General features: G+C 67.2%; 26 protein-coding genes and 8 pseudogenes. 15 read left to right on the forward strand and 19 right to left on the reverse strand.

Translation table 11 applies throughout. The features are described 5' to 3' along the window. Positions 1-271: 271 nt before the first annotated feature. Positions 272-739, reverse strand: coding sequence for a hypothetical protein (locus tag ACFV2J_RS28460; RefSeq protein WP_385081805.1), 468 nt, complete (start codon positions 737-739; stop codon positions 272-274). A gap of 1086 nt (positions 740-1825) precedes the next feature. On the opposite strand from ACFV2J_RS28460, the gene ACFV2J_RS28465 reads away from it, so the two are divergent. From ACFV2J_RS28465 to ACFV2J_RS28475, 3 genes are all read left to right on the forward strand, one after another. Beyond that, positions 1826-3814: an ABC transporter ATP-binding protein gene (locus tag ACFV2J_RS28465; protein ID WP_385081804.1), complete on the forward strand. Its 1989-nt coding sequence runs from the start codon at positions 1826-1828 to the stop codon at positions 3812-3814. Positions 3815-3854: 40 nt separating this feature from the next. After that, positions 3855-4490 carry a class I SAM-dependent methyltransferase gene (locus ACFV2J_RS28470; RefSeq protein ID WP_385081803.1) on the forward strand — a complete coding sequence of 212 codons (636 nt, stop codon included), beginning with the start codon at positions 3855-3857 and terminating at the stop codon, positions 4488-4490. 102 nt (positions 4491-4592) lie between these two features. Further along, positions 4593-5003, forward strand: a complete 411-nt coding sequence (locus tag ACFV2J_RS28475) for a colicin immunity domain-containing protein (protein WP_385081801.1) — start codon at positions 4593-4595, stop codon at positions 5001-5003. A 770-nt stretch (positions 5004-5773) separates the two neighbouring features. On the opposite strand, the gene ACFV2J_RS28480 is transcribed toward ACFV2J_RS28475, so the two are convergent. Continuing rightward, on the reverse strand, positions 5774-6379 hold the full coding sequence (locus ACFV2J_RS28480; RefSeq protein WP_385081800.1) for a GNAT family N-acetyltransferase: 606 nt from the start codon (positions 6377-6379) through the stop codon (positions 5774-5776). Between the two features lie 220 nt (positions 6380-6599). On the opposite strand from ACFV2J_RS28480, the pseudogene ACFV2J_RS28485 reads away from it, so the two are divergent. Then, positions 6600-6838 (forward strand): annotated as a pseudogene (locus ACFV2J_RS28485) (IS5/IS1182 family transposase); the annotation flags it as partial. A gap of 109 nt (positions 6839-6947) precedes the next feature. Here the strand turns inward: ACFV2J_RS28485 and ACFV2J_RS28490 are convergent. Continuing rightward, positions 6948-7136: a hypothetical protein gene (locus tag ACFV2J_RS28490; RefSeq protein WP_385081854.1), complete on the reverse strand. Its 189-nt coding sequence runs from the start codon at positions 7134-7136 to the stop codon at positions 6948-6950. Positions 7137-7332: 196 nt separating this feature from the next. Between ACFV2J_RS28490 and ACFV2J_RS28495 the strand changes: the two genes are divergently transcribed. The 4 genes from ACFV2J_RS28495 (at position 7333) to ACFV2J_RS28510 (ending at position 10185) form a co-directional block, all read left to right on the forward strand. Beyond that, positions 7333-7971 carry a hypothetical protein gene (locus tag ACFV2J_RS28495; protein WP_385081799.1) on the forward strand — a complete coding sequence of 213 codons (639 nt, stop codon included), beginning with the start codon at positions 7333-7335 and terminating at the stop codon, positions 7969-7971. Between the two features lie 159 nt (positions 7972-8130). Continuing rightward, positions 8131-8514 carry a hypothetical protein gene (locus tag ACFV2J_RS28500; RefSeq protein WP_385081798.1) on the forward strand — a complete coding sequence of 128 codons (384 nt, stop codon included), beginning with the start codon at positions 8131-8133 and terminating at the stop codon, positions 8512-8514. Between the two features lie 550 nt (positions 8515-9064). Further along, the gene (locus tag ACFV2J_RS28505) at positions 9065-9478 is read left to right on the forward strand and encodes a hypothetical protein (RefSeq protein ID WP_385081797.1); all 414 of its coding nucleotides are present in this window, start codon (positions 9065-9067) and stop codon (positions 9476-9478) included. A 122-nt stretch (positions 9479-9600) separates the two neighbouring features. Continuing rightward, positions 9601-10185: a YrhB domain-containing protein gene (locus ACFV2J_RS28510; RefSeq protein WP_385081796.1), complete on the forward strand. Its 585-nt coding sequence runs from the start codon at positions 9601-9603 to the stop codon at positions 10183-10185. Here the strand turns inward: ACFV2J_RS28510 and ACFV2J_RS28515 are convergent. Together ACFV2J_RS28515 and ACFV2J_RS28520 are read right to left on the reverse strand one after the other, a co-directional pair. Beyond that, positions 10167-10523 (reverse strand): hypothetical protein, encoded by a 357-nt coding sequence (locus ACFV2J_RS28515; protein WP_385081795.1) that lies wholly within the window; start codon positions 10521-10523, stop codon positions 10167-10169. The two genes, ACFV2J_RS28510 and ACFV2J_RS28515, sit on opposite strands and share 19 nt — an antisense overlap. A 22-nt stretch (positions 10524-10545) precedes the next feature. Then, positions 10546-10851, reverse strand: a pseudogene (locus ACFV2J_RS28520) (transposase); the annotation flags it as partial. Between the two features lie 15 nt (positions 10852-10866). Here ACFV2J_RS28520 and ACFV2J_RS28525 point away from each other — a divergent pair. Then, positions 10867-11568, forward strand: a pseudogene (locus tag ACFV2J_RS28525) (transposase); the annotation flags it as partial. Between the two features lie 52 nt (positions 11569-11620). Here the strand turns inward: ACFV2J_RS28525 and ACFV2J_RS28530 are convergent. Then, the gene (locus ACFV2J_RS28530) at positions 11621-12202 is read right to left on the reverse strand and encodes a hypothetical protein (protein WP_385096332.1); all 582 of its coding nucleotides are present in this window, start codon (positions 12200-12202) and stop codon (positions 11621-11623) included. Between the two features lie 371 nt (positions 12203-12573). On the opposite strand from ACFV2J_RS28530, the gene ACFV2J_RS28535 reads away from it, so the two are divergent. Further along, complete coding sequence (locus ACFV2J_RS28535) at positions 12574-12963, forward strand: hypothetical protein (RefSeq protein WP_385096335.1); 390 nt, start codon at positions 12574-12576, stop codon at positions 12961-12963. A gap of 552 nt (positions 12964-13515) precedes the next feature. Further along, on the forward strand, positions 13516-13761 hold the full coding sequence (locus ACFV2J_RS28540; RefSeq protein ID WP_385096338.1) for a hypothetical protein: 246 nt from the start codon (positions 13516-13518) through the stop codon (positions 13759-13761). A gap of 282 nt (positions 13762-14043) precedes the next feature. Here the strand turns inward: ACFV2J_RS28540 and ACFV2J_RS28545 are convergent, their stop codons facing one another. From ACFV2J_RS28545 to ACFV2J_RS28555, 3 genes are read right to left on the reverse strand one after another with little or no spacing between them, the layout of a single operon-like run. Beyond that, on the reverse strand, positions 14044-14337 hold the full coding sequence (locus ACFV2J_RS28545; protein WP_385096341.1) for a DUF1330 domain-containing protein: 294 nt from the start codon (positions 14335-14337) through the stop codon (positions 14044-14046). Positions 14338-14371: 34 nt separating this feature from the next. Further along, positions 14372-15805 (reverse strand): MFS transporter, encoded by a 1434-nt coding sequence (locus ACFV2J_RS28550; protein ID WP_385441300.1) that lies wholly within the window; start codon positions 15803-15805, stop codon positions 14372-14374. Continuing rightward, the gene (locus tag ACFV2J_RS28555) at positions 15802-16164 is read right to left on the reverse strand and encodes a MarR family winged helix-turn-helix transcriptional regulator (protein ID WP_385098451.1); all 363 of its coding nucleotides are present in this window, start codon (positions 16162-16164) and stop codon (positions 15802-15804) included. The genes ACFV2J_RS28550 and ACFV2J_RS28555 overlap by 4 nt, the downstream gene beginning before the upstream one ends. 413 nt (positions 16165-16577) lie before the next feature. Here ACFV2J_RS28555 and ACFV2J_RS28560 point away from each other — a divergent pair, with 413 nt between their 5' ends. Continuing rightward, positions 16578-17150: a hypothetical protein gene (locus ACFV2J_RS28560; protein WP_385441324.1), complete on the forward strand. Its 573-nt coding sequence runs from the start codon at positions 16578-16580 to the stop codon at positions 17148-17150. 165 nt (positions 17151-17315) lie between these two features. Here ACFV2J_RS28560 and ACFV2J_RS28565 read toward each other — a convergent pair whose 3' ends face one another. The 4 genes from ACFV2J_RS28565 to ACFV2J_RS28580 form a co-directional block, all read right to left on the reverse strand. Continuing rightward, positions 17316-17933, reverse strand: coding sequence for a DUF6417 family protein (locus tag ACFV2J_RS28565; RefSeq protein WP_385093614.1), 618 nt, complete (start codon positions 17931-17933; stop codon positions 17316-17318). 339 nt (positions 17934-18272) lie between these two features. Beyond that, positions 18273-19790, reverse strand: coding sequence for a S1 RNA-binding domain-containing protein (locus ACFV2J_RS28570; RefSeq protein ID WP_385093617.1), 1518 nt, complete (start codon positions 19788-19790; stop codon positions 18273-18275). Between the two features lies 1 nt (position 19791). After that, the gene (locus ACFV2J_RS28575) at positions 19792-20136 is read right to left on the reverse strand and encodes a hypothetical protein (protein WP_385093620.1); all 345 of its coding nucleotides are present in this window, start codon (positions 20134-20136) and stop codon (positions 19792-19794) included. Between the two features lie 396 nt (positions 20137-20532). Next, entirely contained in the window at positions 20533-21045 is a 513-nt protein-coding gene (locus tag ACFV2J_RS28580; protein WP_385441304.1) for a lamin tail domain-containing protein, read from the reverse strand. A gap of 138 nt (positions 21046-21183) precedes the next feature. On the opposite strand from ACFV2J_RS28580, the gene ACFV2J_RS28585 reads away from it, so the two are divergent. After that, complete coding sequence (locus tag ACFV2J_RS28585; protein WP_385095730.1) at positions 21184-21405, forward strand: hypothetical protein; 222 nt, start codon at positions 21184-21186, stop codon at positions 21403-21405. A gap of 111 nt (positions 21406-21516) precedes the next feature. On the opposite strand, the gene ACFV2J_RS28590 is transcribed toward ACFV2J_RS28585, so the two are convergent. Both ACFV2J_RS28590 and ACFV2J_RS28595 read right to left on the reverse strand, forming a co-directional pair. Continuing rightward, entirely contained in the window at positions 21517-22260 is a 744-nt protein-coding gene (locus tag ACFV2J_RS28590) for an SOS response-associated peptidase (protein WP_385095727.1), read from the reverse strand. Between the two features lie 173 nt (positions 22261-22433). Further along, positions 22434-22604 (reverse strand): hypothetical protein, encoded by a 171-nt coding sequence (locus ACFV2J_RS28595; protein WP_385095724.1) that lies wholly within the window; start codon positions 22602-22604, stop codon positions 22434-22436. A gap of 118 nt (positions 22605-22722) precedes the next feature. On the opposite strand from ACFV2J_RS28595, the pseudogene ACFV2J_RS28600 reads away from it, so the two are divergent. Then, positions 22723-23111, forward strand: a pseudogene (locus ACFV2J_RS28600) (transposase); the annotation flags it as partial. Positions 23112-23116: 5 nt separating this feature from the next. Here the strand turns inward: ACFV2J_RS28600 and ACFV2J_RS28605 are convergent. Beyond that, a pseudogene (locus ACFV2J_RS28605) lies at positions 23117-23934 on the reverse strand (IS5 family transposase). 59 nt (positions 23935-23993) lie between these two features. Between ACFV2J_RS28605 and ACFV2J_RS28610 the strand changes: the two are divergent. Continuing rightward, positions 23994-24434, forward strand: a pseudogene (locus ACFV2J_RS28610) (IS5 family transposase); the annotation flags it as partial. Positions 24435-25164: 730 nt separating this feature from the next. Here ACFV2J_RS28610 and ACFV2J_RS28615 read toward each other — a convergent pair. From ACFV2J_RS28615 to ACFV2J_RS28625, 3 genes and pseudogenes are all read right to left on the reverse strand, one after another. Further along, positions 25165-25932: pseudogene (locus tag ACFV2J_RS28615) on the reverse strand (helix-turn-helix domain-containing protein); the annotation flags it as partial. A gap of 62 nt (positions 25933-25994) precedes the next feature. Next, positions 25995-26123 carry a hypothetical protein gene (locus tag ACFV2J_RS28620; RefSeq protein WP_385441309.1) on the reverse strand — a complete coding sequence of 43 codons (129 nt, stop codon included), beginning with the start codon at positions 26121-26123 and terminating at the stop codon, positions 25995-25997. Positions 26124-26478: 355 nt separating this feature from the next. After that, positions 26479-26610 (reverse strand): annotated as a pseudogene (locus ACFV2J_RS28625) (IS5/IS1182 family transposase); the annotation flags it as partial.

Here is a 26610-nt window from a genome sequence, read left to right on the forward strand (position 1 = left end):
CTGACCCGCCATCTCACTGAGCTCCGTTACGGTGGGGCGGCGGACAACGGCGGCGTTCATCACAGAATCGCGCACGCTCCGAATACCGCCTCTGCACCAGTGGGCGATGTCGGCAACCTCCACCACATGAAGGCCGCCGCCGAGCCCGCGACCACCGCGACGAGCACCGCACGATCGAACTGGCGAGGACGAACCTGCACGAACTCGTCGAGCCTGTCTATGCATTCCGTCCACCGGGTCCGAGCGGCTCCCGGCAGGCCCCAACTCTCCGTCAGCGGCAGGCCGGGTCACCGCCGCGCCGTTTCCAGAGCAGGTTGACGTGTTCCGTGGCAGTGGTGTGAGCGCGGATGACGGTCACGGTGACGGATCCGCCGGTCTGGCCGGGAAGGTCGAAAGCGTAGAGCGCACGCCTGCGGTCGAGCACACCGTCGAGCCGCCGGAATGTCACGGGCGTGCCATTGCACGTCACCGACCCGACGGTTTCCCGGTCCGCGCCGATCACGAGGTTCTGACTCGTGCCGATCGCTCCCATGGTGACGAGGGGAACAACCTTGGGGTGCGAAGAGAACGCCATATCGCCGGGGGACGAGGTGCAGGTCGACACGGCGGACCCGCCGCTCGCCACAGCTGTGCCCGAGCAGAAACGGCCGTCGGCGGTCGCCCAGACGAACAACGCACTGCGCGGACCGACACTGGCGGTGGCCGTCCCCGCGGGGCCAGGAAGGTCTTTGGTGGACATCGTGGCCAGCAGGGCGGACCTCGACCTATCAATCACCGTGTCCCGGGCAGCGGTTGTGCCCTGCGGTGAAGCTGTGCGGGCCACAGCAGTGGACGCGGCCGGGCCAGATGTCCTCTCCCGGGACGCCTGGCCGCCGCTGGTACAAGCTGCCGCCGCGAGCAGTGCGACGCCCGTCGACGCGGACGCCAGAAGCCTGTTCATGGTCCCCCCGACATCCCAGGCAATGCCACCAGCATAGCGCCGTCTCCGCCGGCGCGGCTGCTGTGCGCGACTTCGGGCGGGCGAGATACTCGGCGTGCTCGGCCAGTAGGTGAACTGGTGGCGGCAAGCGAACTTCCCCCGCCTGGGAGGCTCCTGCGGTCAGCACCATGCGACGCCCCCTCGCCACCGGCCCCGTCACCACCCGGAGCACGGAGCCGACGGAACTTTCCCCGCGGCTTCTGCCCGTCGAGCGGACCGAGCCCGCGGCTCTCCTGAACGACGACGAGCAGCAGGACCCAGCCGAGCGGAAGGGCTGGCGCAGCTTGACCACGTACGCGGAGCCCCTCCTCCGTCGCAGCCCTACCGGACCGGACCGGCGGCGGCCAGGATCCGGCACGGGCCCTCCGACGTCTGGCTCACCACCGCATGCCGGCTCCGGCGGCTGGGAGAGATCCAGATGAAGGTCGGGGAGCGCCTCGCCCCGGGGGCCCCGTGTAGTCCGTACGCCGCCCTGTGCTCATTCATCCTTTGTTCGAAAACACCCCTGTTTCCCAGAGCGCCCGCCTCCACTTCACCGTCGGCCGCGCCGCTCCGAGCGAAGAATGAAGCGGAGGTTGAGGTCAGTGCCGAGCAACAGCAGTTCAACGGCCGTCATCCACCACCACAGGCCTGGTGACGGCCTGGACCGGATGATCGCCGCGTTCGTCGCGCTGATTTGGACACGCGGGCCGTACAACGCCGAACCGTACAAGCACGAGGGGCTGTTCTGGGTACCGATGGACAAACCCCACGGGACGGCCACCCTTGCACCGCCACCATCTTCCACATGCTCACCCACGACCCGTCCTACCGGGTTCCGAACTGGCCGACGCAGGGAGACAACGAGTGAAGCGATTCTTCGGCAAGGTCCGCATTGCGGAACCAAAGGTCTCTGAAGCGGAGCGAGAACTCTTCGGCGGACCATTGCGCTACAACATGGGCTGGTCCCAACACGAGCGCGCCCGACTGGACTTGACCATGCGATCAGCGCTCCGCCAGATGCCGCGACTCGTCAGCGCCACCCTGCGGATGGCATGGAGCGCAGACCGCCGGGCGCTGGCGACCGTGGCGATCAGCGAACTCGGCCAGGGCATCGCCGCCGCGATCGGCCTGCTGGCCATCAACGCGGTCATGCACGCCCTCCTGGGTACAGGAGACGCAGCCGAACGGCTGCACGCCCTGATGCCCGGGCTGCTCGCCGCCGCAGGCGTCGCCGTAGTGAACTCCGCCCTTGCCGGATGGTCGACCTCCCGGGCCGGCCGCCTGGAGCCGAAGGTCGAACGGATCGCAACCACGCAGTACCTGGCCGCTGCCACCACCGTCGAACTGGAAGCCATCGACGATCCGGATTTCCGACGCCTGCTCGACATCGCACAGTACGGACCCGCCTCCGCACGCCGCATGATCGGCGCATGCGTCTCCGCAATGAACAGCACCATCTCACTGATCGCCACGGCCGGAGTCCTCACCGTCCTACACCCGGCGCTGCTGCCCATGCTGCTGATCATCGCCGCCCCTCGCGGCTGGGGCGCCATGCGGGTCGCGCAGGAACGCTATGTGTCGGTGATGAGCTGGATCGAACACCTGCGGGCCAGCCGTCTCATCGGGAACCTTCTCACCGAGCGAACCGCCGCCCAGGAAGTACGAATCCACGCCGTCGGCCCATTCCTCCTCGACCGCTACCGGCGCATGGCCGCAAGCGCCGAAACGGAACAAGAACGGCTGGCCTCCAGCAAGGCCGTCACCGAATGGGCTGCCTCCGCACTGTCCGGCCTGGCGATGGCGGCCACCTACGGCGCCATGATCTGGCTAATCCTGGCCGGCCACATGAGCCTTGCCGTCGCCGGCACCGCCGTGATCGCGGTACGCACCGGATCGGCAAGCCTGGGCGCTCTGGTGATGAACATCAACCAGCTTCACGAGGAGTCCCTGTACGTCCGCGACCACGGCCAGTTCCTGATCGAGGCCGCTAAACGCGCCATCCCCCAAACCGGCGATCCCGTCCCTGCCCAGGTGAGGCAGGTCTCCCTGGAACACGTCAGCTACCGATATCCCGACCGTGAAACACCGGCCCTGGACGACGTGACGCTCACTTTCCCCATGGGCGCGGTCACCGCAGTGGTGGGCGAGAACGGCTCCGGCAAAACCACCCTGATGAAGATCCTTTCCGGTCTGATCCTGCCTCACACTGGATCCGTGATTTGGGGTGAATCCGACATCTCCGAACTGGAGCGCAGCCACGTCTTCGACCGCGTCTGTCTCCTCACCCAGGACTTCCAGCGGTGGCCCGTCACCGCCGCCATGAACATCCGCATCGGACGCCCCAGCCACAAGGCCTCAACTCGCGACCTGCAGACATCCGTCGACTACGCCGGAGCCGGCCCCGCCACCGCAAAACTCCCCAACGGCCTCGACAGCATGCTCGGGCGCATGTTCCGCGGAGCCATCGAACTCTCCGGCGGCGAGTGGCAGAAAATCGGACTGGCCCGCACCCACTGGCGCAGCTCAACATCACAAGCAGACACCGTCCTCATCGTCGACGAACCCACCTCCGCGCTCGACCCTGAAGCCGAGATCGAAGCCTTCGACCGCATCCGCCGCCTCGCGGCCCCGAACCGGGCCGTTGTCCTGGTCACTCACCGCATGTCCGGCGTCCGCCACGCCGACCACATCTACCTCCTCAGCCAAGGACGCCTCACCGAACACGGTACCCACAGTCAACTCGTCGCCGCCCACGGCCGGTACGCCGCCATGTTCGACGCACAAGCCGCCCAGTACGCCCCCACCCCGGCCATCCCCAACCCTGCCACGCCCACCGCCCCGGACCAGGTATGACCCACTTCGCCACCCGTTCACTGCACAGGAGGAGTTGTCTGTGGCATACACCCGGGCCAACTGGTCGAAGCACTACAACGACGGCCACAGCTTCAGCCGGCTCTCCGCCGAGGAGAAACGCCTGCTTGTCCAGCACGCTCTGGCTCCCGAGGGCGGTCGCGCGCTCGACGTCGGCTGCGGCACCGGCGAACTGGCCGCCTTCCTGGCCTCACTCGGCTACACCGTGGACGGCACCGACTTCGCCGAAGGCGCCCTCACCCGGGCCCGCGCAGAACACGCCGCCGTGGAGGGAGTGCGCTGGCTGTGCCTGGACGTGGAACACGACGACCTGGCCCCCCTCGCCGCAGACGGCTACGACCTGATCACCATGCGGCTGTCCATCGCCTTCATCCGCGACCGCGCCCGTGTCCTGCGCCGGCTGACCGTACGGCTGCGCACCGGCGGAGTCCTCATCGTCATCACACCCCATGCGAACCACACGCCGGCCCAGCAGCGCAGCATCGCCCTGGACGAGGATGAACTCGCCTGCCTCACCGACGGATACCGGCATGTAAAGCGATTCGACACCGGGGGCTTTGCTGTCCTGGTCCTGCACGGCTCGGGGGGCAGCTCAAGGACTTCGGTGCCAAGGCCGGGGGCTACTCCTTTAAGCGAGACAAGGAATGGGAGACCGTGATGCGCCTGCACAACGATGACCCTGATACGTTCAAGGGCACGGGGAAATAGCGAGGCGACCTCGCCTATCACTACTACGAACGCCACCAATCGCCTGAACGTCATGACGGACCGCAGCGGGAAGTTCATGAGCAGATTGAACCGGAAGCGGGCAGTCATCGTCGTCACGAGGGAGTGTGTGATGGGGCGCGAGCCGGGAACTTGCGGGGCACTCGCGCCCTACGCGGCCCTCTGCGAGCGCTTCGTCTCCGGGCAGATCGATGCCCTGGAGTTCGAATCGAAGTTTTGGGCCGAGTTCCGTGAACTGCGCGACATCTCCGATGCCGAGTTCGCCGTGGCGAACGAGCTCTTCTACGTCGTCGAGGACTTCGTGGCGCATGCGCCGGACCGAGACCCCGGCGACGTCACGGAGGCCGAACTCACGGAAGGGGCACGCGCGCCTTCCTCGCAGCGTCTCGTGCGTGGCATGAGCGATAATCTCCGCCTCCTGAGGCACGGAAGCCCCGGCCGATAGAATCAGCCGGGGCCTCCGTAGCCGCCACGAGCCCGTCCCCCCGGAAGAGCTGACTACTCCCCCACCACCCACACCGCCAACCCCCGCACAGCCCTCGCAGTTCCTACGCCAGCTCGGCAAGAACCGCGGAATCTCCCGAAGTGCGGACGGCCTCGGGCAGTTCCGGAAGCGACCTGTCTGCCACCAACAGCCTGAGCCAAGCGGAATCTGTGCCATCCGAGGGCAACCCGACCGACGGGCCCTCGAGCCCGGCTCAATGCTCTCGCCGTCATCGTTCGCCCTCACACGTGCCTGTTCACAGTGTGCATCGTGTGGACTCCCCATCAGGGACGTCCGCGGGGGAAACGAAACAGGGCTGCAAGTTGAACCGATGAATTGAAGACGCATCAGCGCCCAGGCGTCTTAGGTTCAATGCCAGTAGTGCCAACTCAGCCATGGTTTCGCAGGCGCGGTGAGGCGGCGGAAGTTGCGGGCAGCCTTCCGGCTCCTCACGCCTGCTGCTCTCAGCCTGGCGGTCTTCCTGCTGTACGACACCTCGGCGCGCACGTGCAAGTCGCCGAAGACACCCACCTTACGAGCGTCCCTCAACGAACTGGGCGAGCTCATCGAGGGGCATGTTCTTGGCCTCGCTGGTGGTGCGGATGCAGGTCGACATGGGATCAGAGCCGCGCAACAGGCCCCGCTGCAGAAGTTATTCGCGGCGGGGCCCGGGCAGGGCAGGCGTGCATCAGCCGTCGCCGATGCACGACCTCACTGCCCGGGGGCCGAGCTCATACGCTGTCTGTCAAAAATTCTGACAGCAACATCGGTTTGCTGTTCCGTTCCTCCTCGGCTCCCGACTGCAGTCGCTGGGCCCCTGCGGCCGGTCTGCAGGTCTTCTCCAGGAGGGTGAACGACTTGGGTGCACCGCCAGGCTGCGGTTTGCCTGTCTTGTGGCCGACGACCTGGTACCCGGCATCCAGGTAGTAGGAGGTCAGGCGCGCATTGCCGGCCAAGCAGTCCAGACGCACGAACGCCCGCCCCGTCGCGGCAGTGCGGCGCTCTGCGGCACGCAGCAGGAATCGTCCCGTCCCCGGCTGGGCGTTGCTGCGGTCGACCATCAGCCGATGCACGTAGCCGGCCACCGGTGGCTGTGGTCCCCAGGCGTCCTCATCCTCCCACCACAGCTCCCATGCCCCGGCCACGCGACCATCAGCCTCGGCGAGCCAGACCTCACCACGGGCCATGGCCTTGCGGAAGTGGTCCTCGTCGAGCTGACCGGGCTGCCACTGGCCGGTTATGCCTTGGGCGAGCATCCAGCGGGCGGCGTCGTCGCGCACTCGGACGAGAGTGGCAAGGTCGGTCTCCTCGGCGAGGCGGAAGCGCAGATCGTTCACGTCGAGATCCTCGCATGGGTGCTCGATTGGTACTGGTCGGGTTGATGCAGAGGTCCTCGGTTGCACCGCCGACGGCATCTGCCTTCCGGAGCTGGGCGGGCACGGAGCTTTCAGCGTTGCCGCTCCGTGGTGAGGATGGCCTGCGGGGACTGATGATGGTTGGGAAGCATTGGGCCTTGTGGAAGATCCGTCACGACGTCAGCCGTGGCCTTTGACGATTCACGACATCTACCGCGACCAGGTCTACGACCTTTGCACCGTGCCGGCAGCCGCCCGCCGGAGCACCCGGCGCGGCACCAGGCTGGGCACCTATCCCTGGGTGCACGAGCCGGAGTCTCCCGTGGCTGCGCGGCTTTCGACGTCTCCGGATCCGCTGGGCACGGCGGGCCGACATGCACGAAGCGTTCCTCAAACTCGCTCGCCTGCTGCCTGATCACATACCGGAAACTCGGCTCACTGACGCTGCAGTTCCAGAGTGGAGGCGCTCAGGGGGAGTTCACCGGGCCGAGACGAGTGGTGCACATACCGGTCACCTGTCGGCCCGCGGTCCCGCCGAGGCACCCTGCTCTCACCAGCCGCACACCAAGAAGATCATCACGATCCCGGCGACGAACAGCGTCCCTCCGCCGCCCAGGAGGAACACGGCAAGGCCCGGCGATAGTCCCAAAAAGCTCTGCACCTGGATGATCAGGCCGCACGTCCGCAGACAAACGAAAAATACGCCCCTGAGATCGACCAGGCCACCAGGCTGCCCCACTGTGCATCCCGCTCCTTGAAGTACCGAGGATTCAACAAGCAGAGACGTGTAGATCAGCCGGATGCGGCATTGCCCGCGAACGGCAGGCCGTACCCCGACACGATGGCCCCAGGTAGCGTATCAGTATTGTTCTCCCGGCGGACACCATCAGGCTGGCCCACGCCGTTATGTTAGCCATTGCAACGGAATACACACCATGACCGATTTCCCCGGCGCCGCGGCCGGCGCCGAACTGGCTGATGCGCTCAATTCCGAACTCGACCTGGGCTTCCCCCACCGGTTCGCCCCCACCACGGCGCGCACGCGGGGGCCCATCGTTCTCGCCAGTGACCGGTCGCGGATCACCGTCCTCACCGGTGACACCGCTTATGCCGTCACGTTCCTCCGGGACAAGTGGGCGTGGGCGCACGGAGCCACCCAGGACACGCGCATGCTCGCCCAGGCCGCGGGGGCCTGGCTGGAGGGGACGGGGCTGGCGGAGATGGCGGAGCGGCATCCCTTCGTGGAGTTCTCGGAACTGCAGCTGGCCTACGAGCGCGGCGACGAACGGGAGACGCAGTGGCGGATCGTCGGCCGCAGTGACATGCGGGCGTATCGCGAGGTCGTCGAACTGGCCGCCGGGCATCCGACGATCCGCCAGTTTTTTCCGGGGCTCGGCCACGGCTTCACCGTGCTGCCGCACGCCTTCACCCACGACATCTTGGCCTCGGTGACCGTGGACCGGCCTGGACGCTACACATTTCGCGTTCCCGGGCGCGAGGACCTCGACTTCGCGGGGGACGCCCCCGCTGTCGTGGCCGCACTCGCGGAATTTCTCGACGGCCTGGAAGGCTGACGCCGTGTCGTATCTGATCACGCTTTCCGAACTGCCTCGGGCTCAGCCTGCTGACAGGGCTATCCAGACACCTCAGGCGGTTAGCGCGTCAAGTCCGTTGCCATGGGCGGGCGAACAGATGGGGCAGGTGCTCGGGTCCGGGAGTGGGATGATCTGAGTGTGGAAACTCCTGATCCTTCGTTCCAACGTCGTCTGCTGAACGAGGCGCTGATGGTAGTGGCGGCACCTGCGCGGGTCCAGACAGCATGGCTTGAGAAGCATGGCGTCGTGACGGACGAGATCGCCCTCGACTTCGATCACGCATTCCGCATGGCTGAGGGTCTGGTGGAGGAAGGATTCCTCAGCCGTGATGCCCTGCCCGAGCTCCGGCTGATCGACTCGATCTTCGAGGGGATGAGCTGCGACGAGTCCACGGATCGGTGGACAGCTGCGGCTCTGACCAGCGATGTGGGGTGGATCCGTGCCCGCGTGCTGGCTCAGCAGGTTCTCGCCCGTGAAGGCGTGAAAGCTTCGCCGCTGCCAGACATCTCTGTCGTCCGATAGCGGGTCCGACAGATCAGGCTGCTGCCTCCTGTGGGACGACGTTAGCCTCGGGGAAGGCCACGGCCTCGTCGAGGTGCTGTCCGTGCTGGAGGCAGTGGTAGAGCTGTCCGATCATGCGGTTGAGGAAGTTCCTCTGGGCGGCGGCGTGCCAGCGTTGGAGCTGAAGCGGCCCGGGCGTCGCGAGGGATCACCATGCAGCGGGCTCGTACCACAGACGCCAACGAACGATCAAGTGGAGAGTATTAACGGTGGTGGCGGTCACGAGAGCGTCAGGCACCATTGCTCTGGATATAAGGATCAAGTCCCCGGACGGCTTAAGGCGTCACCCCGACACTCACGTGACTGCCATCGCGGCCATCCCCCCGCTGATCGAACAGCCCGGGCGTACGTCTCTCAGGGCTGTCACTGCCACCGGATTGGGACGGCTCCGAGGCCGTGGTCACACCAGCACGGCGAGATCGTCTCATCTTGATCATGGTGCGGGGCCGCCAGCCTCTGACGGGACACATCTCGGTCGCCCGGACGGATTCGGCATGAGAGCCTCACGCCCGTGGCTACTGAAACCGAGGTGGGAGAGCTGTTGCAACAGCGCGGCTGGAGGACGGCGTTCACGGTCGCTGAAAGGGTGAACGCGTGGGCTGCCCTGGTGAGCGCCATCGAGCGCGGCTACTGCGACGACATCTACGAATTCACCAACGACCTCTGCTGCCGAAACTGGCTGCACGAGGCGTGGCTCCTGCTGGACGAACACGTCGGCCAGCTCTGGACCCCGCAGATCAAAGCCTTGGACGCGCGGTACAAGGCCGCGACCATCGACGACGACGGCCAAGCACTCGATCAGTACCACAGGCTGCCTGGCCACGACCTGTGGTGGTGGCGGCGCCACCCCCGCGTCCTCACCGGAGACCTCGGGCGGTCGCTTCGCTCGGCCGGTGCCATCGGCGCCGACCCGGACACGGCGTGACCCTCAGCCTCGTGGGATTACAGGACAGCGCTTAGTCGAGAAGGTTCGTTGGCCCCTTCTGCGTGGCCCTGAGCCGCGGGAATTCGCTGGTCGAAACCGGGCCTGTACGGGATGCTTCACGTGTGATCGAGCGAGAGGCCGCCGTTCGGGCTGTCGAAGAGCAGTTGGAGCGCGACTATCAGCAGTGGCGGGCTGTGAGCGCAGACGCGGTGACGATGGCTGTGGTCCGTGTTCAGGAGCACGAGCTGGTGTGGATCGTCTCCTGGAATTCCGAGGAGTTCGTACGCACTCGGAACTCGAAGTGCATGCTGATCGGCAATGGACCGTACCTGGTCGACCGCGTCGACGGAGGACTCCACCAGATCGGCGTCGTCTCCGCAAAAACCGGAAAGTGGGAGGACGACTACCGAGCCCGGATACGCGGGCTGCCGGCTCGCACCGCGGTAGACGATCTACACGATGCGCTGTGCGGAGTCGCCGCTACGCGCGGACGCATGCACGCGGTGCGGACACTGCGCCAGAGGCTGCCTGTGCTCTCGCCTGCGGAGGCCATCGAATACATGAGCGCGTTGCTGAACGGTGATACGCCCGCGCGCCTCGTGGCCATCGCCACCAACGAACTCGTGGAGCCTCTCAACCCGGTATTCGCAGTGGAGACCATCCTGGGCGGGTCGGCGATCCAAGCCGGTCAGAGACTCGAGGGATGACTGGAAACCCAGTCGCCATGCCGATCGCGCATCCGGTCCCGTTCCTCGGACGTGGCGAGAAAGACGTCGGCGCCACCGTCGTAGGGGTGGTGGATGCGCTGCATGCGGGTGTCGGTGACGAGGATTGCCGTCACCTTGTCGTCAGCGGCATCTCGGAGCAAGTCGTCAATGCAGCCGCGCTGCCAGGGCTGGCGGGCGGCAAGGAGATGGCAGTACGTGTGGCACTCAGGGTCAGGATCGTCCTCCACCAGCAGGCTCTGCGGATACCCCGTGACAGGCTCCAATGGCGGAACTTCGGCCTCGGTCGTCCAGAGCGGAGTGAGGGTCTGTCCGGCCACGGTGCAACTCGGGTGATGTGAGTTAGCGGCGGCCGATGGAGAGTCCGCCGTCGAACGGGATGTCGAAAGCCTGCGGGGCGGGCTTCCAACGCATGGTCCAGCGGATACGTCCGCGGCCCGCGGGGTCAAGGCTCATGACGGCCATGTAAACGCGTTTCAGGGCTGCGGCCTCGTTCGGGAGGTACCTGCGGGCCCTGACGGCTTTTCGAATGCGGGCGTTGACCCACTCGACCACGTGGGTGGTGCAGACGACGCGGCGGATCTCGGCGTCGAACTGCAGGAAGGGCACGAACTCGGCCCAGGCGTTGTCCCAAAGCCGCACAATTGCCGCGGTGCCGTCGACGCGCCAGAGAAAGCCCGCGTGGAGCACCTCTACGCGCTCGCCGACGGCGAGGTCATACCCGAGGACGGTGAGCCCAAAGTCGTCTTCTGCCTGGACGAGTTCGGCTCACTCAACCAGCCCCGCCCCGGCCGGCAGTAGGCCGAACAGCAGCAGCTGATGGCGGCGATCGGCCGGGAGCTGCTGGCGGGCGACCACCGAACGCAGCGGACGGCACAAAGACCCGGACGGGGAGCCCCGGCCCCGCCGCCGGGCGACCTCCACCCGCCCACACGGGGTACGGCACCTGTTCGCCGCCTACGACTTGGGCAAGGACAAGCTCTACGGCCACGTCAAGCCGAAGAAGAACCGGCCGAGGTTCTTGGAGTTCTGCCGCTACCTGCGCGCAGCCTCTACCCGCCCGAGATGCGCACCGCGATCGTGCTCGACAACTTCTCCCCGCACCTGACCACGAAGAAGGACAACCGGGTCGGCGAATGGGCCGCGGTGAACAACATCGAGCTCGCGTACACCCCAACCAACAGTTCCTGGCTCAACCGCATCGAGGCCCAGTTCACCGCCCTGCGCTACTTCGCCCTGAACGGCACCGGCCACGCCAGCCACAAGGAACAGGGCAGCATGATCCGCCGCTACATCATCTGGCGGAACAGACACTCATCCGACCAGCGCCTTCGTAAGGTCGTGGCTAGGGCAAACATCGCCTGAATCGGGACGTGTTGGCGTCCACGGCTGCGCTCAGGCACCAACCCTTCTGGCATCACGTTACGCGGGCGTGTCCGGTCAGCCACCACTTCACTTCGTGCCAGGCGGCCCTCTCTTCCGCCGCGGTGCCCCACCACCACCAGAAGGGCGAGTCGTCGGACGTCAACTCCTCCCGCCACCAGTCGAGACTGTCAGCCAGGTGACGGCGGGCGGCCGGTCCCGTCTCCGCCTCCCAGCGGGCGAGCCACGGGGCGACCGAGGAACTCGCGGTCACGCAGCTCTCGAACACCGCACACGCCGAAGTGGGCGGCGACTTCGTTCTCAGGGTCTGCGTCCACCATGCGTCCAGGAATCCGGTCACTGCCCCAGCCTGCTCACGGGGCCACCGCGACCAGCCTGCCGCGGCCAGTCCACGGGCCATGAGATCGGACTCGGCCTCGCCCTCGGCGAGCAAGACGACGAGCTGCGGCAGAATCCGACGGATGATCGCGGGCTGGTCGCCCCAGTGGAAAGGATCTTTCTGCGCGACCCGGCGGACGAGATCCGCCGGGAGCGGGACGCTAGGAGTCCGCAGCAGCTCGACCTCCCCCTCAGCGAAGCACCGGCCACAGTCGGCCTCGTCAGCCTGGGCCGTCATGCCGTCGAAGGTCTTCGCGACCCTCGCTATCGCAGCGACAAGGACAGTGCCATCCGGAGAAGTCATCATGCATCCCATCAAGACCCCAGCAGGCTGCCCCAGCTGAAGAGAGCGACGCTACCAGGCGACAACTCAGCCATCCGAACAGAGCGAGCTCTGCCTGACGCGGCACTTGGGGCTGTTGGGCGGTCATCTCGTTGACGAGGCTGCCGTGGAGCCCGGTGGCACTGCGGGGCTGTGCGCCGGATACTTTCGCCGGGCGTTCCGCATCATGGCGAGGGGGTCCACGTTCTTCGCCATAAGACGATCTTGGATACCCTCGGTCTCGTCTCCGCAGGCACCCCCTTGGACCATTCCACCAGGAGGAACCAGTGTCATACGTGCACTCGCTCACCCCCGAGGAGAAACTCGCCGACGCGAAGAAGCAGCTGAGCCTCCCGCGTATCGTCGTGATCTGCGGCTCCACCCGATTCATGACCGAGATGACCGAGGCCGATGTGCGGGAGACCAAAGCCGGAAAGATTGTCGTCAAGCCAGGTTGCGACATGAAGTCGCCGCACGAATTTTGGTCCGATCCTGTCGAGGCCGAGACGCTGAAGGTTCGACTCGACGGTCTGCACCGAGCGAAGATCCGGCTCGCTGACGAGGTGCTTGTAGTCGGCGACTACATCGGAGACAGCACCCGAGCCGAAATCGCCTACGCCCGGTCGCTGGGCAAGCCCGTGCGGTTCACGCACCCCGAAGTCGACTCCGACAGCTGACCGCCACCGCAACACCCTCCGCAGGCATCCCCTTGAATTGATCATCTAGGTTCTCAAGGCGGTATGGGAAGCGTGGAAGAACCAACGCGACGGTGAAGCCGCGGACGAGGCGGAGGCGAAGGCAGGCGGCCGCAGCTCGTTGGAGGTCGCCGCAGTCACCTTCGCCAACGGCGGTGGCAACATCGGTGTCTACGTCCCGATGTTTGCCACCTCTCGGCGTACACGTGAACGCCCCCACCCGCGCACGGGCGAACGCGGCCACTTGCTGATGCGTTTGAGGAGGGCTGGTCGGCACTCTGCTGCGTCGTCGGTGTGCTGCGGCAGGGTTGGTCGGCGATGGTCTGGGATCCGCGTCGCTGGTCGGAACTACGGCGCTTTCGGAAGCTGTTGGAGTCCGGGGCAGTAAGCCCTGTCGTAGATCGCCCTAACTACCGGCTCAAGGACCGTCGCCAGGCCATCGAGCGCGAGAACCAAGTGGTCTAACAGCTGGGGACGTTCGCCCGTACATGACTGGGGAGAGAACCTCGTACGCCGACGGCCGGAGCATCGAACGTGGACCGCGCCCCGGCCAAGGTCGCCAGACGCGGCGGGGAGGCCGTGCTGATCGACGGCACCTTCATCCTCACCAGCCGCCGCACCGGCAAGGGCAACCGCAAGAACTGTTCGGAGAAGCACAAGCGCCACGGCCAACGCTTCCTCGGGCGCTCACCGACGAACGCGGACGCTGATCTGGGTCCCCGCCGCGAGGCCCGGGCGCACCCACGACATCACCGCTGCCCGCCACGACCACATCGTTGAGCACCTGAGAGCCGTCGGCCGCGCCCTCGTCGAGCGCGGCTTCGCGCGCCTGAAGACCTGGCGCATCCTCACCAAACTGCGCACGAGCCGCGCCCGCGCCACCTCCCTGCTCCACGCCCCGCTCGGTCCTGGCGAACCTCGAATTCGACCGCTGACAGATGATCAAGAACGAAGACCGCCACCCCCGACCGGCACGAGCACCCACGAACCCCGCCGCACCAGCAGCCGCACCATTGAAACCCAAGATGGCGGATCTTCAGTGAAGATCCGACTGGACCTCGGTCAGTCGATGCCTTCGACGATGCGGAAGTCGCGCTCGACGCCGTCGGAGAGGGCGACCAGTGCCTCCTGGTAGGCGGCACTCTCGTGCGCCGCGACGGCCTGCTCGAAGCTGTCGAACTCGATCAGGACGGTGCGCTCGGCGATTCCGGCGTCATGCGCCACAACCTGGCTGCCACGGGCGAGGATTCGACCGCCCCCGGCCTCGACGGCCGGACCGGCCAGCTTGTTGTATGCAGCCAGCTTCTCAGGGTCTGAAATGGTGCGGTAGGCACTGACCCAGTAGCCCTTGGGCATGGAACCTCCAGAGTTGGGATGAAGTGCATCTGACTTACGGGTTGGTCTCGGAAGAGCGTCGGTGGGCGAGAGCGAGGCTTGTCAGCGTCGTGGTGGCCATGGCGCCGATGCCGACCAGCGCCGCGGTGGTGTAAGCGCTGTCGTCGGGGAAGAGGTGGCCCGGGCCGGTGCCCGCGGTGAGGATCAGGCCGCCGATGGCGCTGCCCAGGGAGTACCCGACGCTGCGGACGACGTAGTTGAAGCTCATGGCGCTCGACGTCTCGCTCTTGGGGGTGACGGCCAGGATGACGCCGGGCATCGCGGCCGAGAAGCCGCCGACGCCGAAGCCGAGCACGCCCATCGCCGCGAACAGTTCGGCCAGGTCCGACCGGGCCGCCGCGAACAGGGCGAACCCGGTGCCGACCACCACGGCGCTGCCGGCCAAGAGCAGGGGGTCGGTGATCCGCGTCCGGACCCGCGGCGTGAGCTTGCCGGCGACGAACCCCAGCACCGAGAACGGGATGAGGACCAGCCCGGCGACGAAGGTCGTCAGCCCGAAGCCGTAGCCGGCGCCGTGCGGCGTCTGCGCGTACCGGGTGATGAGCGTGAGCAGGAGGTACATGCCGATCCCGCCGACGAACATGGCGAGGTTCGCCCCGGCGACCGCCGGGTGCCGCACCGCCCGCACATCGACCAGGGGCGTGGGGCTGCGCAGCTCGATGACGGCCCAGACGCAGAGCATCACCACCGCGACGACGGCGAGGCCCGCCGCCACGGCGAGGTGCAGGCTCCATAGATTCCGTTCGCCGGCGAGGAGCAGCACCAGGAGCAGCGCAGCGGCCAGGACGACCGCGCCTGCCACGTCCACGTGGGCGGAGCGGCCTTCGGGGGCTTCGGGCATGCAGCGCCACGCGGTCAGGAGGGCGGCGGCGGTGACGACCAGGCCGAGGCCGTAGGCGGCTCGTACTCCGCCGAGCTCGGCGAGCAGTGCGGCCAGCGGGTAGCCGACGCCGGCCCCGATGATCGAGACCACCGAGATCAGGGCGATCACGGCCGCGCTGCGCTCCTCGGGGAGGTGGTCCCGGGCCACGCCCATCATCAGCGCTGTCAGCCCGAGCCCGACGCCCTGGGCCGCCCTGCCGGCCAGCAGCCACGCGAACGGCAGCGGCAGCACGGTGAGAGCGCTGCCGGCGACGACGACCGCCAGCGTGGCAAGGATCGTGGCCCGCCGGTGTGGGCCGGCTCCGAGCCGGCCGAGGATCGGCGTGGCGACGGCGCCGCTGAGCAGCGCGACGGTCAGCGTCCACTGCGCGCTGCCGAGCGAGACGTGGAACGAGGTCGCCACGCTGGTGATGAGTGGCGTCCCGAGGCTGGCGACCGCCGCCACGACCAGAGCGATGAACATCAGGGCGGGGACCAGCAGTCGCGCCTCGGAGTGCGCCACCGGGAACGCCTTCACCGTGCCCCCGCGGACCGGCTGCCCGGTCACTGGTGCGGCCGTTCGCGGTCCTGGTTTTCGAGCTCTGCCAGATGCTTCAGCGCCGGAAGGGCCGCCACCAGTGCTTCGACCTCGTCGCCGGTGAGCTCGTCGATCAACCGCTCGAACGCGTGGACGCCCGCCTGGCGCCGCGTCCGGACATAGGAGGCGCCGGCCTCGGTCAGGCACACCAGCGTGACCCGTTTGTCGGACGCGTCACCTCGCCGCTCGACCAGGCCGGACTCCTCCATCACCCGGACCAGGGCGGTCATCGCGGGCTGGGTGACGCCCTCGACCGCAGCAAGATCGGTGATGCGCCGCGGGCCGGTCCGGTCCAGGGTGGCCAGGGTGGCGGCGGACGTCAGGCTCATGTCCCGGGGCAGGCGTCTCGTGGCCCTGGTGGCCAGGCCGTAGAGGGCTGACCCGATGGCGGCGGACGCGCCAGGAACAGTGGCTGGACGACTCATGCTCGAAGCATAGCATTTTTATATTCACAGTTTATGTAAGGCGCGCTGCCCGTAGACGGATGCAAGGGGCCCCGGGCTCTGTGCCACTGGCGTGCTGTGAGGGTCTTGGCCAGAGCTGTCGCGCAGGGACAGGCTGTAGCCTTGCGGACGTCGCCACCATGCGAGACGGAAAGTGACTTACTGTGACTTCTCCTGCCGCGCCTACCGCGATCTCGGATTTCTACTGCCACCAGGCCATTCCTGGTCTGGCGGACATCGACGTCGTCACCGAGACGGACCGAGTGCTGGCGTTTCACCACACTAGGCCCGCGCATCCGGTGCACATCGTGGTGGTGCCGAAGGAGCACGTTTCGTCGCTGGTGGATCTCGGTGACGGCAACGCGGATCTTCTGCTGGAGGTGATGGAGGTCGTGCGGGAGGTCGCTGGGAAGTACGGGACGAGCATGGTGCCGCCTCGATCACCACGAACGAGGGCCTGTACCAGGAGTCGAAGCACATGCACTGGCACGTCTGCCACCGCGGTGAGAACGAGCAGGCGATCCTGGCGGCCTACGGGCACTACGACGGCTGATCCCCGATACCGTCCCTGGCGCGTGCCCCGGGACCCGGCTGCGGCTGCGGCTGCGGCTGCGGCTGCGGCTGCGGCTGCGGCTGCGGCTGCGGCTGCGGCTGCGGCTGCGGCTGCGGCCAGGATTTCTGCGGCGACGAGGGCGGCTACCCAGTGGATGTCTGTGGGGTCGGGCTGCTGCGTCTGGCCGGTGTCGGCCAGACGCAGGCAGACCTCCGTCAGCGCGGCTCCGCCTGTGAGTGATTCGTCGTCGGGGATGACCAGGCACCGGCCGGGGTGGCGGCGTAGGTCTGGGCGTTGTCGAGCTGGTCGCCGCAACTGACGGTGGCGGGCAGGGGAATGAGTGCGGCCGGTTTGCCGAGGGCTTCGAGGTCGGCCAGGATCGCGTCGTAGCGGCAGGGCAGGTGATGTGCGGCGTTGCGACGACGGTGCGCACGCGCCGACGCTTGCGCGCATCGGGTACGAGCCCGTCTGCGCAGACGCGGGATCAGGATGACCTCTGTGCTGCGGCGGCCTCTTGCCTGTCTGCCACGCTGTTCGGCGGGCGGTAGAGGGCGCCGTACTCGCGGCTGAAGCGGTTGGCCTCGGCGGCGGAGCCGGTCAGCCGGTGGAGCCAGAACCCGTATGCCACCGATTCGATCTGTTCCGGGGTCAGGTGCAGGCGCCACCGCTTGATCCCGTGATCGCACGACGCCGCGCGAACCTGCTCGGCCAGCCCGTCGGCGGGCGGCACCTGCAGCTGGCCGGCCAGACCGGTGAACACGCGCAGGGCTGCCATCTGCGACGGCATCAGTTCCACCATCTGCCCCGCCGCGGTCCCTTGGGGCGTCGGATCAGCTCGGGGGCGGATCCGCCCGTAGGTGAGAGTGTCGTGCCCGTGCGGGGTCAAGCGGGCCGCCCACCGTACGGGCCGGCCCTCCAGCACCGACAGCTCCGCCCGGTCCTCCCGCCCGGCCAGCTCCACCAGTCCATGGCCTGCCAGGGCACTAGCGTGCTGCTGGTGGGGCAGGAGGAACTCGGTGTCGAGTGTCCAGCCGTGCCCGGCCGCCTGCCCGCGCTCATACAGCGCTTCCAGGACCGGCAGCACCTTCTCCCAGTTCCGCATCCCATTCCCCCGCTTGCTGTCCGTGCCTGAGCGCCTTTGCCGACCGTAGACACGACCTCGACGCAGACAGGCACAAAGAAGGGAAAGGCCAGCCGACCGAGTGATCAGACAGAACCGTGTTGCCCGGGCCCGGTGCCTCCGTGCCGCAGGGAAGCGGAGTCCGGCATCGGAACCGGTTGCAGCGGGAGGGGTTAGCGCTCTCCGGTGCAGTCGACGGTGACGAGACTCTCGGGCGCCTCCGCTGCCGCCAGCACACTGCCCCGGCAGCCACCGCGCCTACCGTCGGATTCCGTAGACGTCTGCACGCCCGCTGTGGGCTGTTTCGAGTCGGCTCGCTCGTCAGGAGTGGCGGTGCCCCTCTCGGGCGGTGGTCAGCGCCTGCTTGTGTGACAGTGTGATCCGGCGCCGGGTGGGGTCGACTTCGAGGATCTTGACGGTGAGTGCTTCGCCGACCTGGACGACATCCTCAGGCTTTTCCACGTGCACATCGGCCAGCTCGGTGTTGTGGACCAGTCCCTCGAAACCGTGCTCGCAGTCCTCGACGCGGACGAAGGCGCCGAACGGGACGAGCTTCGTGACGGGGCCGGTGACGATCTGACCGACCTGCCCCGCGAGATCCAGCATCGGATCCGCCTGCAGCGCCTTCAGCGATAGCGGCACACGCTCCCGCACCATGTCGACGTCGAGGATCTCGGCGGTGATCTCCTGACCGACAGTGACGGCGTCGGAGGGGTAGTCGATGGGCCGCCAGGACAGTTGGGGAATGTTGATCATCGCGGTGAAGCCGCCGATGTCCACGAAGGTGACACCGAAGCTGGCGATCTCGGTCACCGTCCCGGTGATGACCTGGCCTGGGTACAGAGTCTTGAGGATGGCCCAGTGCCGGTCGCTCTGGGTCGGCTCAGTCCTCCAGCGGGCTCGCAGGACGCCGTCGCTGTCGGGCAGGACGGCGGTGAACAGAGGCTGGCGGTCGTCGGTATGCATGGACAGAGCGGCTGCGGCGCGGGCGCCGGTGATCTTTGCTGCGAGCTCCGCGAACTCGGTCTCGTCGGCGGTGGTGCTCGTGATCTGACCGTCCTTGTCCTCCCAGACGAGCTCGATCAGGTCCTCTTCGGGGAGACCTGCGAGGACGGCGGCAACGTCGGTGGACAGGTCCGGCCAGACGGCCAGCTGAGCGCGGGGGGTCAGGCGAGCGCGGACCTCGTCGAGGGTGCCGTCGTTGAGCCGGTGCCAGCGTGTGACGTTGCCGGCGTAGATCTCTTCGAGGATTGCTGCCTGGCGTGTGGCCACGCACCAGCGCAGCCGGGCCCAGAAGACGTCGTCCGCGGGGCGCTGTTCGCCCGGCTCGTCGTAGTCGGCGTCGTAGGGGGAGGCGTCCCGAGGTTCCGGGAACAGGCCGAGTGCGCGGGTGCGGGCCACTGCCTCTTCGCAGGGCTTGCTGCTGCTGATGTAGACGTACTGGTCCCATCCGACGTGGATGGTGAACCGGCCTTCCACCTCGAGGCGGCACCAGGCGCCGTTGTCGCGGAGCATCGTCCGGACCAGTTCGAGGCCGAGGGTGAGCGAGACCTCCGCGCCGTCGTGGAAGCGTGCGTGATCGGATGAGAAGAGTCCGGCCAGTCCATCCCCCTCGATGGCCGGCTCGGCGCCGAGGTCGACAAGGCCGCTTGCGAGGTACGGCTCTCGGACAGCCAAGCGGTCGATACCAGCGTGTTCTGCAAATGCGGTCACCGCCTGCAGGTAGGCCGATTCGACAGGCCCGTGGTCGCTGACCGCCTCGACGGTGCCGATGTAGCTGCCGTTTTCATCCCGGTCGGCGGGATCGTACTTGGTGATCCGGTAGACGAAAGGAAGCACGTCACTTCCCGCCGGATGCCGACGGTGCCACAGGGGTCTGGTGGCGTTCCAGCACGCGGTAGCTGGCGGAGAAGGGTTCAGCGAGGCAGGGGATGGTGTGCTCGCCGCTACGGTGCTCTTTGACCAGGTGGGGCTCAAGCGTTCGGGACCGGTCACTGGGACCGGCCCCGAACGCGTCGCACCACACCGTCACTGGCCGCGCCCCGGCGACGAATGACGACGGTGCCGGCCGCCGGGTGGCCGCAACGATGTCCGTGGTCGTCAGCACGGAGGAGTCCAGCAACGTGCGGCGCAGCGGACCGCGCTGGTGCAGGGTGCGCCGTCCGGCTGGCGCGAGCTCGTTCATCCGCGCATCGTAGTGCGGGTGTTGACCGGTCGGCACGAGGATTCCGGCGCCGTTCGCGGACCGCACCGGAGAGTGCTTGGCCCTACCGTTGAAACCGGTGTTGATACGTCCCGGTCCCGAAGCAGCGCCTGCGGCCGCGGTGCGGGGAGTCTGTGGAGTGCGGCAGTCTGCCCTGTACGGCGAAATCCCGCCTCCGGGTATCGGAGGCGGGATCGTGTGGAGCGCCGGACAGGTCTTGCACCTGCATCTCCCCGCAGGAAGCGGGACGTCTTTCACCAAGGTGGACCTGCTCTGGTCACGCGCCGGTGGCGCCCAGTGGCCGGATGCGCCACCACGAGCCGCTGGGCGGTGCTCAGTGTGGTGACCGGTTGTCTGGGGTCGCCGGTGGGTTGGAGGTTAGAGGCGGCGGTCGTGGCGGTTGCCGTCGTGGCCGCCACCGCGGTGGTGACGGCCGCCCCAGGAGGCGTCGTCGATGAACCGGCCGTGGTCGTTGCGGAGGGTGGCGGTGTCGGAGCGGTTGTCCCAGACGTAGTTGCGGCGGTCCTGGTAGACGTCGCGGTAGGTGTCGCGGCCGATGCCGGTGTGGACGCGCACGGTGGAGCGCCCGTCGAGGCGGTAGTGATTGAACGTGTAGGTGTGGCCGTCCTCGTCCGAGAGGGTCCAGCCGTCCAGGTTCACGCTACGGCGCGAGGTGTTGGTGACGTCGATCCACTCCCGGTTCAGGGAACGGTTGCTGCGGTCGTCGAAGCCCGGGGAGTCGGCCTGTACATCGCTGATGACCACGCCGGAGCGGTATGCGGCGGCCTGGTGGGGGCTGGACTGGGCGGAGGCCGGCAGCGCCGCGGCGCCGAGCGCGGCGCCAGCAGCGAGCGTCGCGGCGGCGATACGGCGGATCGAACGAGAAGACATGAGCACTCCCCTGAGGTGCAAGCCCACCCACCGGCCGATGCGGCGGCCGGCAGTCGATGAGCGGTGTGCGGATCCCGGCTTGTGCCGAGGACCCACAGCTTGGCCGCCCGTCGGACTCGATGGGAGATGCGCCGTTTCATGTTGCTGTATGCGGACATTTCCGTGACGGTCGCCTGCACTGCTCAGTCAACCGTGCTGGCGGTGGCGCTCAGTTCGCGCGAGGGTGCTTTCACCCCGGTGGTCATCGGGGTGGAAGCGGTTTCCAGCTCCCCGCGCGCCTGCTGCATGCCACCTGTGCGCCTCCTGTCGGAGAACGATTCGATGAGTAACAGGCGACATCAGGCGGTAAGCGAACAGTGAATCGGTAGCTGGCGATCTGTGCGAATCCTTGCCGCGAACGCAGCGGCTGGTCCGGTGCCGCCGGCCAGCCTCGCAGCTGCGAGCAGGGTTGATCTGCTCCTGGGCCCAGGGCTAGGCGATGATCTCGTCCAAGAGGTGGGGGCCGTTGTTGCGGACGCTGTTGACGGCTGTGGTGACCGGCCGGGTGTCGAGGTGTCCGTCGCCGGGCTGGGTGAGCAGCGCGCGCAGGTCGTCGGGGTCTTGGTGGTGGGGGTCGAGCCAGGCGTCGTAGTGGTCGGGTGTGAGGGCCAGCGGCATGCGAGGGTGCACCCGGCCGGCGATGTCGGTGGCCTCGGTGGTGATGATGGTGCAGGTCATCAGCCAGGCGGTCGGGTCGTCGTCCGGCTTGATCTCGGGGTTGCGCCAGTACTCGTACAGTCCGGCGAGTCCCATCACCTGGCCGTCCTCGGGGTGGATGAAGTACGGCTGCTTGTGGGTCTTGCCGGTGGTCTCGTCGGTGGCTTGCTGCCATTCGTAGAAGCCGTCGGCCGGCAGCAGGCAGCGGCGCTTGACGAACGCCCGGCGGAAGGCTGGCTTCTCGTGGACGGTCTCCACCCGCGCGTTGATCATGCGTGCGCCGATCTTCACGTCCTTCGCCCACGAGGGGACCAGCCCCCAGCGCAGTGGCCGCAACTCGCGCTCCGCCGGTGCATCGCCGCCCTGGTCGCGCGGTGCGCGCTCGAGGACTGCCCACACGTCGTTCGTGGGGGCGACGTTCCAGTTCGGCGCCAGCGCTTCCGCGGGGTGCCAGTCGGTTGCGTGGAAGAGCTGTACCAGGTCCTGGGGACTGCGAGTGGAGACGTAGCGGCCGCACATGCAGCCCACTGTGTCATCGCCGCCCGGTGGCGCCGCAGTCCACCAACCGTTGCGTGTCGGCGAACCTCGCGGTGTGCGCCGCGGCGGCCGCTGCGTGCAGGCACGGACCGCCGCAACCCTGCGAAGCCCTCCCCCTGCCGAGATGCGTACGGCTACCGTGGCGATACGAGATGTCAGAGACTGCCGATGATCAGCCAGGCAGCAAGCCCCAGCACCGCGAGGTACCCGCCAATGGAGATCGTCTTGCCGACGCCCTCGCGCCCGGAGTTTCCGATCACCCGGCCGGTAATGCCGACGAGCGGCGCCCCGAAAACGATCAAGAGAAGGCCGATCAAGTAGTTCATGAGTCCCCCCTTTGGGATCATTCCCCAGTGATCCAGAGGGGACGAGGCTAAGAACTCCTAACGAAATGATCTTCGAGGTGGTTGGATCACTTCGTGACTGCCAGTTTGGGGGTGGGTCGTGGCTCGGCCGAAGCCGTGGCATGTTGATGACGAGTTGTGGGCGGTGATCGAGCCGTTGCTGCCGAAGGTGGAGCGTCGGTCGCGCCACCCCGGACGGAAGCGGCATCCGGACCGACTGGTGTTTCAGGGCATCTTGTTCGTGCTGCACACCGGCATCGCCTGGGAACATCTGCCGCAGGAGCTTGGTTTCGGCTCCGGGATGACGTGCTGGCGCCGCCTGGCCGAGTGGACCGAGGCTGGCGTTTGGCCTCGGCTGCACGAGGTTCTTCTCGCCAGGCTGCGCTGCGCGAACGTACTGGACTTCTCTCGCGCGGTGGTCGACGGCTCCCATGTCCGCGCGTTAAAAGGGGCTCCAAGACAGGACGAAGCCCTGTTGACCGGGGTAAGAGGTCCTAACAAAGGCGTTCGACGTGGCGCTGGGTGATCAGGCAGGTGGCGAGGCCGAGGAAGGCCTCGTGGATGTCGTCGCGTCGCTCCCAGCGGATGCGTAAGCGTCGGAAGCCGTGGAGCCAGGCGATGGTGCGCTCGACGACCCAGCGGAATACGCCCAGGCCGGAGCCGTGTGGCTGTCCGCGTTCGGTGATCACGGGTCGGATACCGCGGGCCCAGAGCAGGCGACGGTACTTGTCGTGGTCGTAACCGCGATCGGCAAGCAGTGCATCGGGGCGTCGGCGCGGTCGCCCGACGACGCCGCCGACGGCGGGGATCTTGTCGATCAGGGGCAGGAGTTGGGTGACGTCGTTGCGGTTTCCGCCGGTCAGGGACACCGCGAGCGGGATGCCCTGGGCGTCGGTGACGACGTGGTGCTTGCTGCCCGGTCGCGCGCGGTCGACCGGGCTGGGTCCGCTTTTGGGCCCCGCCGAGCGGCCCGCACATGGGAGGAGTCGATCACCGCCCGGGACCAGTCCAGCTTCTCCGCGGCCCGCAGTTTCCTCAGCAGCACCAGATGCAGTTGATCCCACACCCCGGCCTCGTTCCACGCGGCCAGGCGCCGCCAGCAGGTCATCCCCGAGCCGAAGCCCAACTCCTGGGGCAGGTACTCCCACTGAATGCCGGTATGCAGCACGAACAGGATCCCGCACAACGCCTGCCGGTCCGGCACCCGAGGCCTGCCCTCGGCCAGCTTCGGTGCCGGCTCGGGCAGCAACGGCTCGATGAGCGACCACAGTTCATCCGACACGATCCACGGCCGCGACTGACGTGTTCCCACACTCGGACCAACGACCGTCCAAGCCGAAGGTCACATGATCAACAGCTTCTGTTAGGACCTCTAAGACGGGCAGCAAGCATCACTTGATCACTGACGCCACCGGGGTTCCACTCGCCGCCACGCTGACGGGCGGCAACCGCAATGACGTCACCCAGTTGATCCCGCTGCTCCAGGCCGTCCCGCCCGTGCGTGGCAAGCGTGGCCGGCCCCGGCACCGCCCAGACGTCGTTCTGGGCGATCGTGGCTACGACCACGACAAGTACCGCCGCCTGGTCTGGGACCTCGGCGTGAAACCGCTGATCGCCCGCCGCGGCACCGAGCACGGCTCTGGCCTGGGCGCCCAGCGCTGGGTTGTGGAGCGTGCGTTCGCCCATCTGCACTGGTTTCGTCGCCTGCGCATTCGCTGGGAGGTCCGCGATGACATCCATGAAGCATTCCTCAGCCTTGCCTGCGCATTGATCTGCTGGAGGCGGCTCAAATCATCGCGTGGGCAGTCCTAGAAGGGGGGCCAGCAGGAACCGGGGGGAGGCGTGGGGTTAACACGGTTCCCGCCGCGCATCTCCAGCGGCCAACGCTGGTCAATGACGGCCGCGGTCTTCTTGCAGGTGCAACAGGCGTTGCTCCGATCCGGCACCCACAAGTACGGAGATACAGACAGGCCGTCGTGCCCAATGCCGCACAGGGTCGCGCCCGAATCTGTGTAGGCATAGGCCGTGTCATAGGCGTGGGCCACGTCCACCGGCAGCTTCGGTGAGTCTGCCCGCTCCCAGCGTCCGTACATGGGCTGGTACTGCGGCCGTGAAACCTCACGGGGATCGTGTCCCAGCTCGGTCCATGCGTAGCACCAGGAGCAGAACCACCGCTCCTTCACTGGCAAGTCCCATGGCATTCGCGGCTCCGCCACCGGTGCCTGCCGCATGTCGTGTCCACACACATCGCACGTCACAGTCGGATCCTGTCATGGCAACTCCACACGTACCGCTGGCAGCAGGGTCCTCGGCCGAACCGCATTCCGTTAGCGGTTCTAAGTCACGCAACGCCGTACCGGAAAGGCGTCGTTAGCCGCTCATCCACGCTCACGTTGAGGTTCCCGAATGACTCGCGGGTCTGGGTCCGACAGGAACCACCACTGTCCCCGCTTCCATCCCGTCTGCCGTCGGCCCACACTCCGTGGAGCGGGCGTGGTTCCTGGCGTCCAGGTGGAGCGCGCCACTGTACGAACGACCATTTCTTGATGTGGCCGTAGAGCTGATCTTTGCCCAAGTCGTAGGCGGCGAACAGGTAGCGGACCCCGTGCGGACGGGTGTAGGTCGCCCGGCGGCGCCGGCGTGGTTCGCGGTCGGGGTCCTTGTGCTTGCCACTGCGTTCGGCCCGCTGGCGGCCGGGGTGGGGCTGGAGGTTGAGCGGCCCGAACTCGTCCAGGCAGAACACGACCTCGGGTTCTCCCGGCTCGGGCAGGACCTCGCCGTCGGCGATGGCGTAGAGGTGCTCAACGCGGGCCTTCTTGACCGCGTAGTCGGGATCCTTCGAGGTCTTCCAGGTCTTCAGCCGTTGAAAGGTGACGCCTTCCTCGCGGAGCAGGATGCGCAGGCCCTCGTGGCTGATGTCGTCGACCACCCCCTCGGCGACCAGAAAGTCGGCCAATTTGGCCAGGCTCCAGATCGAGAACGGCAGGCCGTACTCGACCGGCCTGGACTTGGCGATCTTCTTGATCTCGCGGCGTTCGGGCAGGGTGAAGGCCCTGGGCCGGCCGCCCTTGTACTTCGGGTAAAGCGAGGCGAAGCCGTCGGCGTTGAAGTTGTGGATCACGTCCCGGACCCGGTCCGGGCTGGTGAATGTCACCTCGGCGATCTTCGCCACCGGCATGCCCTGAGCCGATAACAGCACCATCTGGGCCCGGCGCCAGGTCACCACCGATCCGGTCCCACGGCGGACGATCCGCAACAACCGTCGCCCCTCGTGGTCATCGATCTCGCGGACCTGCACAGGCTCAGCCACCCGAGCAGCATGACGCCTGAGTGGACGCCGGACGGCGTCACATCGCCGACCGCCCTCAGGACTTACCTCGCGGCGTGGATGCAACCGCTCGACGGCAGCAGGTCGAGCTCGGGGGCGACCAGTCGCCGTTGTCCGCGAGCCTCGCACGCGCTGTTGAGCGGCGGCTCCATCTGCGCACCCGTGATGGCCACGCGACGACCATCACGGGTGCTGAGCACGAGCGACATCCCATCTATCCAGTCACCCGCACGCCAGTGGCCGGTGATCTGGGTCTGACCGTCCGGCCGACGGTGCATCTCGACCACCATGAAGTGGAACCAGTCGCCATTGCCCCGCCCCGCCCGCTTGTAGAGCTCCCCGCACTCGGCACAAGCAACGATTGACCCAAGCAAGGATGAGTCACCAGCAGACATGATGCACCAGCCCCTCGTATGGACGGCAACGACTCAGTCACCGTCGGCATTCTGCAGATGCTGCTGGCTCACGTCATCTGGTTTGCGAGACGCATAGGGCGAACGTTGCTTGATGCGGCACTAGGGTCCGTCTTCAAACGGATCTTGCCCAAAGCAGGAATGACGCGAGGCTGACCGCTGCCTCGTAGGAGGTGGCGGTCTTGTCGTATCTGGTGGCGATGCCGCGGAAGCCTTTGAGTCGGTTGAAGCAGCGTTCGACTGCGTT

Source organism: Streptomyces sp. NPDC059668, from assembly GCF_042734135.1.
GTDB lineage: Bacteria > Actinomycetota > Actinomycetes > Streptomycetales > Streptomycetaceae > Streptomyces.